This is a genomic window from Flavobacterium sediminis (assembly GCF_003148385.1).
GTDB lineage: Bacteria > Bacteroidota > Bacteroidia > Flavobacteriales > Flavobacteriaceae > Flavobacterium > Flavobacterium sediminis.
This window is the reverse complement of record NZ_CP029463.1, coordinates 2,183,147-2,192,517: the sequence shown is the minus strand read 5'-3', so window position 1 is coordinate 2,192,517 and position 9,371 is coordinate 2,183,147. Positions and strand designations below refer to the sequence as shown.

The window sequence follows — 9,371 nt, the reverse complement described above, 5'->3', positions numbered from 1 at the left end:
AAACTAATCAATTATTTGATAACCAGCATAGTACAACGATGGTGTATATTTTAAATTAACCTTTTTAACGTAGTGAGAAAGTTCCAACTGTTTTGGTCTTTCTTTCAGGAATGTAAAATCAGTAAAAATCATTTCAATTCTTGGATAATAATCTTTTCCTGATTTTGGAATAGCAGCATACAAATACAAAATCTGTCTATTTATGTATTTAGTTTTTTTGTCAATATAAATTTTAATTTTCCCATAAGGAGTTGAGGCTATTTTTTCAGCTTCTAATGTACAGATCCATTCCTTCGATGTTTCTACAACTTGAAAAGAAGAATAGTTCTTTACAATTCCCGACAAATCATAAATCAATTCTGCCTGTTTATTTTTTTTACCTATTTGGATCAACTTAGAATCGCCATCCGTTTTAACGGTTACTGTTTCCAAATTAGCAGCTTCTCCGTTACTCATTTTTAAATAATTCTCCTGACCGTATTTAATGAACACTCCTTGAGATTCTTCTAAAACTTCTTGTGTGTCAAAATCCTTGTACACGACACTTCTTAAACTTAACGAATAAGCCTTTGTATTTTCGTATGCCTTTTTACTCTCTTCCAACAAGGTTACAACTTTATCTTTGTCTTTGGGTATTTGTGCATAAGTCATTCCAAAGCAAAAAATAACTAATGCTATATATATTTTTTTCATGCCCATCTTAATTATCTTTTTTAACTGTACTTGAGCGGGTTTCCTGAATAGTATAAACGCCTTTCTCCGTTTCTTTCTTTACTCTTACTAAGCCTCCTTCTTTATCATATTCGTAGAATGTTGCATAGTTGTTCTCGTCTAATTCGGCCATTAAACGTTTTGTTTCCTGATCGTAAACAAAACTTTTCATGGTTCCGTCTTTGGGATACACCCTAATGTCATCAAATAAAGCCACTTTTGAAGAATTGTTGATTAACTTAATCTCCATATCAGCTGCTCCGACCGGCACAATAAATCTACCTGAAATTTTTTGCCAGCCGTCTATAATTTTTCCGGAAACAAAGAAACTATTCACACTTAACTGGGATCCTCCTGCATCTAAAAACTCCATTTCTATCAAAGCATCATTAAAATTAGTAAAGCTTACTTCTTCAAAATTAACATCATCATTTCTCAAGGATGTCCATCCACTTATACTATATTCTTTCCCTTGGATCAGTTCAAAAGATGTACAATATAAACAAGGTGTACATGCTATAATATTGACTGTTTTTTGTTTAACAATTTCACACCCTTCAGTACCTGTATAAATATAACTCACGGTATACGTACCCTGAGCTGAGAAAGAATAATAATTCGTAGTACTCGTTGAAAAAGTATCATCAACCTGAGGGTTACAATTAGTACATTCCACCTTGTAATATCCGCTACCTTGCATTCCATTGAAAGTAGGCTCAATTAAAGCATAAGGTGTGTTCATACAAAATTGATCTTCAATCACAGGATTAGTCAACTCAATCAATACCTGACCACCTCCTAAACACGACCCATTATAAAAAGATGATATATCAAAATGTCCTTCATCCGGATCTATACTATCAATTTCGGATGTTGTCATTTCAACAATCACCTTTGATGACGAATCACAAAAATTAACCAAATTTTGTATATTGAGAGGAAGATTATAATTAATTATACGATAATCTGGGTCATTTGTTGTTATTTCATTACAATACTGCGGAATGGTTGAATTAGGTCTTAATAACAGATCAAAATACGTAGTTGACGTTCCGTTTGTTTCAATCATAACCTTTATCCTAAAATAGGTTTCATTTAAACAATCTACGATTGCCTTATTCCCATTACTTTGCTTGAATACTACAAATCCGTAAAAATTATAACTTAGATTATCTGCATTCAAAAACTCTTCGCCTTTGCTAAAGGTTGTATAATTAGATACATCCTGAATATTACTTTGTCTGTATTCTAAAAGACTACCCGTAAAATTAATTCCGGTATTGTTTAAGTTTGTCGTAGTAGAATGTATAAACCAATCGGTATGAGAAGCAGTCGAATTGGATAAAGTTGTTGTTCCTCCCGGAACATGTAAAGAACCGCTTGACGGATCACTAATATCAACATTAGGATCGTTATACCCGTCTAACAGGTAGAAATCCCATCCTTGTGTTTGATTGGCAAAACCAATGTTACATGTCGTTTGTGAAAAGCTATTAATGCTCCACAAAAGTATTGTTGTTATAAAGATTTTATGTATTCTCATCAGATCAATTAATTTGTAGATTCACATTCTGCTATTCTCTTTTTATATTCAACAGTTGTGTTAGCTTTCACAACTATTGCATTTTTACCGGAATGGGATTTTTTATTTGTTATATAAGCATCTGTACTAATCACTCCATTAAAACCAAAATGTGAATTAACATTTTGAGGAGTAGTGAAATTATTAATACTATAATCTTCAAATCCGTCAAAACCTATCTCCTGATACATTGCGTTAGACGATACGGCAACCGGTAAAGTATAACCGTAACCATACTGCGCAGAAGAATACCGATTCAAAGCATCCTTATTTTCTACTTCCATACCATACGGACTATATTTTGAAACTTCACTCGCAAAAGTCCAATCAGTTGCATCAACTTCCCAAACATTAGTTGTCCCATTGTATGAATAAAATGGTGAAAAGTTCTTATAGAACCCTGAATTTCTAACCGTTGTTCCTGAATTTCTACCTGTTAAATAAGCATATGATTTCTTCGCTCTCCAATCTCCTTTTATATTATAGACATAAGGATTTACAGGTCCTATAGTTCCGGAAAGCAAACCAGAAGCATTAGGTAGATTTCTTTCACATTGAGATTCCCATTCATCAGAATACTCTATTGCTGAGGCATTAACAATGAATGGATTATCTGATTCAGAACCGTTATATGTAATTAGCTGTTCATTCAAATTCCCCGTTCCGTCCGGATTAAGTAGTATTGGATCAGCCATTAACGTAATTGAAGCCATTGAAGCCATTTGCTGATTGCGCTTTCCGGAACGAATAACTTTAAAGCCAACTTCATTACTAGGTAAACTACTTGCATCTAAAATATTCCCATTTCTATTCATAAGTTGTATCTCTCCGTTCTGAATTGACGATACCCAAAACTTCAAATAAGATGTTGTACCTCCCGAAACATTAAAAGATATAATCAATTCGTCTCCTAAATTAAATACTTCTTCCACCGAGGGAGCTCCATTACCCGATATGCTAAAATTAGCCTCAGTACTTCCGGATACCATTTCTAACATTCCTTTAATATCGATATTATTTGAAGCCATTCCCATGGCTTTATAATACCAATACGCAGGATAATTAAACGCATAATACTTATCATCAAACTCATTTACAGTCTGGGTTAATACTACTTGTCCTGTATTAGCATCCCAGGCAAGATTCTTTGTTGAAACCCGGGAGCCTAGATCATGCGCTATTTTTTCTACCAGTATTCCTGTTTTATGAATAACTTTAGTTGTTACTGCTGTTCTTAAAATCTGTGTGTGTTGTGAACGTTCCGGAACTGCATATCCTATTACAATCGGAAAAATGAACGGCAAATAATCTATATTCCCTGAAACCCCATTAACATTAGAATAAGAGTAACTCTCTCTAAAATCATTTATAACATCATAATGCATTCCTAATGCATTTGTATTGCTTACCTCTCCGTTCTCATCAATAGTTACTAATTCACTAACTAAAGTAGAGGGGTCATTTTCATCAACATTATATTTATATTCAACCATTGATATAATATCTCCTGCATTATTATAGACTTCCTGTTTCCTCATTTTTCCGTTCATATCATTTGTTTCAACAGAGAACCCCTGTGTCATCGTTAAGTCAATATTAACCTCGATTTTTAATCCTAACAAACCTTTAACTATGTTCTTAATCATATCATTTTCATTGGATCGATAATATTTAGTTAAAGGATTATCTAAGGTTGTAAAACTAGATCTCGTAGGAAAATCATAACTCGTATAAAAAGTAGTCACTACTTCTCCGGTTTTAGTATTACGGACTTCTGTTGTATCATCATCATCTGATGCCGTGACATTTTTGACTCTTACTTTCTTATACGTAACAGTAGGTGTAGGATAAAAAGATTCACCGAATGGTTTTTCTTCATAGGCTTGCGCAGACATTTTTTCAGGCTTATGGTAAAATGGCTGTATTAGCGGATTTTCTTTACAAATATTAGGTTCATAAGTTGCCACGCCGGAAGAACTACCATCATCTAAATTATAATCATATTCTTGCCCATATTTTTTTAAATAACGCTGTATATCAATATTAGGGTCATTTTCATCTACACCTACCATATCATTCCACCCATCAAACATTTCAACTGTTTTGATTCGGGAGCCTCCTCCAAATTTTGTTCCTGAAGGTTCTTGTAAACGTACCCAAGATTTAACCGGTTCAAAATTTTGTGCACAATTCAGGTCTCTGAGTCTCCCATTTGGTCCTCTAAAGATTTCAACCATTGCCCCTAAATTATTAATCAAACTCTGTCCGATACTAAAAATATTTGTAGGGCTTAAATCGGATGGATTATTGGTATATATATAGTCCTGAAGATATTTACGTCCAAAAAACCATCCTGCTAACGAAATGGGATTAACCAAACTACTTTGTGAATCTTTCCCTTCTTTGTTCAAATGCTTCATAGGCACCAATAAATAGGTATCGGCTGACACTGATCGAACAACTGCCTCCTGATCCATCTCAAAATATCCGGTAACAAAATCTTTTACAGTTCCACTTTTCTTTATCTTCATGAAGAAATTAAAATATATTGGCTTTCCTTCTAACTCACCTATGTATTTTTCTAAAATAGTACTGTCAGGCAGTTGCACATCTTCATCATTTACTTTAACCACTACATACTTGGCTTCACCATTTGTTCCGTAAAGTTCATTTGTTATTGAACTAGCTGAAAAATTATCTTTTGCAGCAGCTGTACAAACCCCTTCCACTTTAAACATTTGTAGAGCCCTTTTATCCTGAACAAACTGATAGTCATCACTCTCATAAGTCAATTTTATTTTACCTCCTGAAGGAAGCTCTATTGATGTTAATGACCAAGCACTTGAATATTCATTCTGTTGTTGTTGATCTCCTTGCTCTACATAAGGAAATTCCTGTGCTGTTAAACCAGAGGATGCATCTAACAAAGGTTTATAATTCCCCCATATATCATAAGCCTTCGGATTATAATTTGGGTTTAAACCTTCATAGTTAAATATATAAGGTGTATATTTCCCCATATTGGAATTACCATAAGTAAAATATACTTTCTTTAAAGTTAATTTTCCTCCCTGATTATTAATTTCACTTGTTGAACTCGATATTACTCCTGAATTATTATCTATACCTTGACATAGACTATAATCATAAACAAAATGAGCTGCTTTTATTGGTCTTACACTTGCGTTATTTATGCCCGGGTCTTGTTCATTCTGAAGCTGAGATTTAGAATACAACCTGATACTTGTTATTTTTTTCATATACTTACTCCCGTTTCCTCCATTCTCTCCTAATGTTCCTCTGCCATCTTTCCTGTCCTCTAAGTCTATAAAAGCAACATGAGTTTTTGAAATTATTTTTGTCGCATATTTTATCTCTTTCTCTCCGTAAATATAACTTGCTTTCTGATCTTTCGGATCGGATTTGAACCCTTCATTAAACGAAGCTGAATTTTTCTTATAAGGAATTCTCCAGTTATAATTGTATGGGCTACTATATATTATTTTTGTATATGTCCCTAAGTCATCATCAGTTGGTCCGTCAGCACTTAAATCTTCATAGTCACCGGACAAAACAGATGAAAGTAAATATGTGTGAGCATATTCCGGTGTTGTTATCCTATTAAAGTAATGATCTATCCCTCTATGATTGTTTGGGGAATTATCAGAACCCGGGCTATACAATACAATACCGTCATTATCCGGGTCTGAAACGGTATTTACAGCGAATGTTACCTCTTTTTTACTTTCATTATAAGCTGTTTCACCAAAAATATGTCGATTCCCTTTTTCATCTGTTATAACATAACCTGCTGTATGATGAGGTTTTGCATGTACATTACTTTTTATAAAAGAATTCATTCCGAAATCTTCAACTTCTTTTTTAGTAAACTTTTGTATTACTTGATTCCTGTCTTCTCTTTTATTTCTTTTTAATTGTGAATTGAATGTAAGAGTCGAACTAAATGGAGAACTGTTTCCATAAGACAATGAAGGTGCTTTCACTAAATATTTATTAGTTGCCTGCTTATTACCGTCTAATTGTAGTGTAATAGCTGCAGCAGCACCTATTTTTGTATCAAAAAGGGATTGATATTCTTGGTCTATTCTATTCTCTCCTATATTTTTCAAATAAACAGTCTCGTATGAAATATCATTATTTGAAATCTTTTCTTTGAAAAAAGGCACTACTGTGGTGTTCCACCCTCTGGTCATAGAATTAGAATAAGACCGTTTGATATTTCCGCCGATATGCCCTCCGGCACCTCCCTCATATTCTGCTCCCATACTCATACTTGCAGAAATATCGCTTACTTTGGGTTCATGTACATATCCGATTTGTCCTCTGAAAGGTCTGAAAGTTCCTCCTACACCCTGCCCTTGAATACTGTAAATATCATACGTATAATTAGTTACCGGCAATACTAATGTGTTTTTAGACATTAAAGATTGTTCCTTTTCTCTATTAAAATCCATAATATCATTCTCTCCTGAGAAATGAGTATTTTCATAACCAAAAGCTTTTTCCGATTTTGTTTTTTGAATTAAAGTTTGAAGTGATCCATAACCTGCAAAACTTCCTTCTAAATGAAACCCCAAATATCCACACCTCCGGAATATGAAAATGTAGCCCCGTTATTTTTTAATCCTACTCTCTTTGAAGGAGTGAAAGTGTTATTTAGAAAAGAAATCGATCCTCCTATACTTTTATCTTTTTTTCCGAAATCATTTTTATAAGTTATTCCGGAATTAATGTTAAATGATGACAATCCTTCTCTGGAGTTATATGAAATAGATGGTGATAAACTAAAACCAAAAGAATTTGACAGATCACCTGTCTCTTTTGAAAAATAACTTAGAGAGACATTAGGAGTCAATGTCGCTCCTGACTCATTCGAACTCGATAATTGCATTCCGACAGAAACCTGATCAGACAATCTAAAGGATAGCCCATACGAAGGAACTGCTGAATATCCTTTGTAATTATTAAACTGCATGTTTAACCCTCCTCCTAAACTTATCGGTATGTTATCTAATGACCCTATTATTTGAGGGTTAATATAGAAAGAAGACCCAACTGTAAGATTATCTCTCATGTTATTCTCATAAGTCATCAGATCCCCTTTAAAATCATCCGGAAGTCCTCTTACATCTCTATTGATCTGTCCTATATTAAGATTCCATCCTAAGCCTACCCATGAAGCTTCCTGATCCATACTTACACCGGAGTTATAAGCCAGGTTAATAGGATAGCCACCTACATCCATTATCGGAATGTTATAGTTAAAATCCCCGCTAGCTAAATCCACCATATCGGATGTACCTATAGGTGTAAAAGCATTGAATTCCGGCTGTGTCGGACCACTGGTCAATGCATACATTCTTACAGGCTGGGTAACTTGTAAAAACATCATAATAGCTAAATAATAGGCTATTAACTTAGAAAACTTACTGGTTCTAATCTGCTTCATAATAGTATTTCTGTATAAGTATCTTTAATATTGGAATATTTCTCTTTTCTTTATTACTACAGACTAATGTATCTTCTCCGATTTTAGTCTGAGAATCCGCATTAAGTCTTAAAAAATTATACTTTGAAATTTTGTTTGCGACAAACAATAATAACTTAAAAGATAGCGCCCTAAACTTTAAAGCTCTGTCATTAGCTAAAAGGCAACTATTATTCATTTTTGCCTTTTTTAATAAGAAAGTGATGTGAATTTTCTTTTAATAAACCTCCATCTTCTTATGTAAAAACAATTTCAACAGTACAGTCTGCTCTTGTTTTTTCCGATAAAGAGAATCTATTAAAAAACAAATCTTACGTTTTTTCAAACTATTCATATTGAAAAAACTAACAATAGAAAAATCAGGGGGATTGATCTTTCTGAATAAATTTCGGTTCCTACCTCTTTTTAATCTTTTACACAATAGAAAATCCAATACTATTTTTCAAGTATTTTCATTCCTTTTCTTCTTTTACTAGAAAAGATTAAAAAATGGTTAGTTAGCAGATAAGTTTTTAGCAGCACTCTATCTTATTAACAAAAACATTATTTTTTAAACTATTTCAATACTTTACTATTTCCTGATGACCTTATTCAATTACACTTTGAATAGTTTTTAAGATATCAGGCTATAAATTAACAAACGTTAACATTTACTTTTTATTTTTTAGCAAAGCAAAAATTGTTAAAAAAAATTTTAACAAAAATATTTAGACCTATTGTAATCACCAAATTTTTGTTCTGTTAAATTATTCTTATCTTTTAAGAAAAAGTTAAATTATTTGTACCCAAACAGGAATATGGTCAGAAATTTCTCTTGATTTAGAAAAAAAACGAAATTGTTTATAAAACAAAACAACTCCTGAGCCTATTACAGAGAAACGATTTTTGTTATAAAAAACATTATCATATTCAGAAGCTAAACAGTCATCATCAATACATTTTTGACGGAGTGATGTTTTTTGATTCCGGAAAGTGGACTCGTACCCCATTTTTTTAAGCGGATTAAAAACGGTGTGTTTTTGCGGACAATTGAAATCTCCAAGAAAGATAAGATTTAAATTGGGGTACAAATCCGGAAAAAACTTAAAATATTTGATTTCAGTTTCGGGCTGTTGCCTTTTAGTTTTAGCATGGAAATTAACTAAGGTAAATTCTTTTTCCCCAAATTGAAAGGTGCAAAAAAAGGGCTCCCGTTGAATCTCTTCTACAAAATTCTGATCCAGCCATGGTTCTCCCAGTTTGGTTACTTTAGAAGGCTTCCATAAAAAAGCATAGCGTTCCGATTTATAAGCACTTCCTTGTGTTGCTTCACTGACTACATAATCCCACTTTGCTCCTTTTCTATTAAGGTTATCGGCTAATTGAGCGACAGCTCTTGCTCCAGATCCGTTAACAACAACTTCCTGTAGAGCCACAACATCAAAATCTTTTAATACCTCAGCCATAAATTGAATGGCGGAATCTGATTTTGAGGAGCCAAAGTTTTCAATGTTCCATGAACATATCTTTACTTGCGAAAACGCAATTACGACATAAAAAGAAAACAAAAAAGTAAACCAAATTCTCATC

General features: G+C 33.2%; 5 protein-coding genes. All 5 read right to left on the bottom strand.

Features of this window, described 5'->3' with window-relative positions:
* Nucleotides 1-3: 3 nt before the first annotated feature.
* The 5 genes from DI487_RS10160 to DI487_RS10135 all read right to left on the bottom strand — a co-directional run bounded on the left by DI487_RS10160 (nt 4) and on the right by DI487_RS10135 (nt 9,370).
* Nucleotides 4-693 (bottom strand): hypothetical protein, encoded by a 690-nt coding sequence (locus DI487_RS10160; RefSeq protein ID WP_146193438.1) that lies wholly within the window; start codon nt 691-693, stop codon nt 4-6.
* A 7-nt stretch (nt 694-700) separates the two neighbouring features.
* Entirely contained in the window at nt 701-2,254 is a 1,554-nt protein-coding gene (locus tag DI487_RS10155) for a hypothetical protein (RefSeq protein ID WP_146193436.1), read from the bottom strand.
* 8 nt (nt 2,255-2,262) lie between these two features.
* Nucleotides 2,263-6,891 (bottom strand): hypothetical protein, encoded by a 4,629-nt coding sequence (locus DI487_RS10150; protein ID WP_109569539.1) that lies wholly within the window; start codon nt 6,889-6,891, stop codon nt 2,263-2,265.
* Nucleotides 6,876-7,763: a hypothetical protein gene (locus DI487_RS10145; RefSeq protein ID WP_109569538.1), complete on the bottom strand. Its 888-nt coding sequence runs from the start codon at nt 7,761-7,763 to the stop codon at nt 6,876-6,878. Before DI487_RS10145 ends, DI487_RS10150 begins: the two co-directional genes overlap by 16 nt.
* A gap of 809 nt (nt 7,764-8,572) precedes the next feature.
* Nucleotides 8,573-9,370 (bottom strand): endonuclease/exonuclease/phosphatase family protein, encoded by a 798-nt coding sequence (locus tag DI487_RS10135; RefSeq protein ID WP_109569536.1) that lies wholly within the window; start codon nt 9,368-9,370, stop codon nt 8,573-8,575.
* Nucleotide 9,371: the final 1 nt, after the last annotated feature.

Excerpts from the sequence above, each read along its gene's own strand:
- DI487_RS10160 (WP_146193438.1), bottom strand. The coding sequence starts at position 693 with ATGAAAAAAATATATATAGCATTAGTTATTTTTTGCTTTGGAATGACT.
- DI487_RS10155 (WP_146193436.1), bottom strand. The coding sequence starts at position 2,254 with ATGAGAATACATAAAATCTTTATAACAACAATACTTTTGTGGAGCATT.
- DI487_RS10135 (WP_109569536.1), bottom strand. The coding sequence starts at position 9,370 with ATGAGAATTTGGTTTACTTTTTTGTTTTCTTTTTATGTCGTAATTGCG.
- DI487_RS10145 (WP_109569538.1), bottom strand. The coding sequence starts at position 7,763 with ATGAAGCAGATTAGAACCAGTAAGTTTTCTAAGTTAATAGCCTATTAT.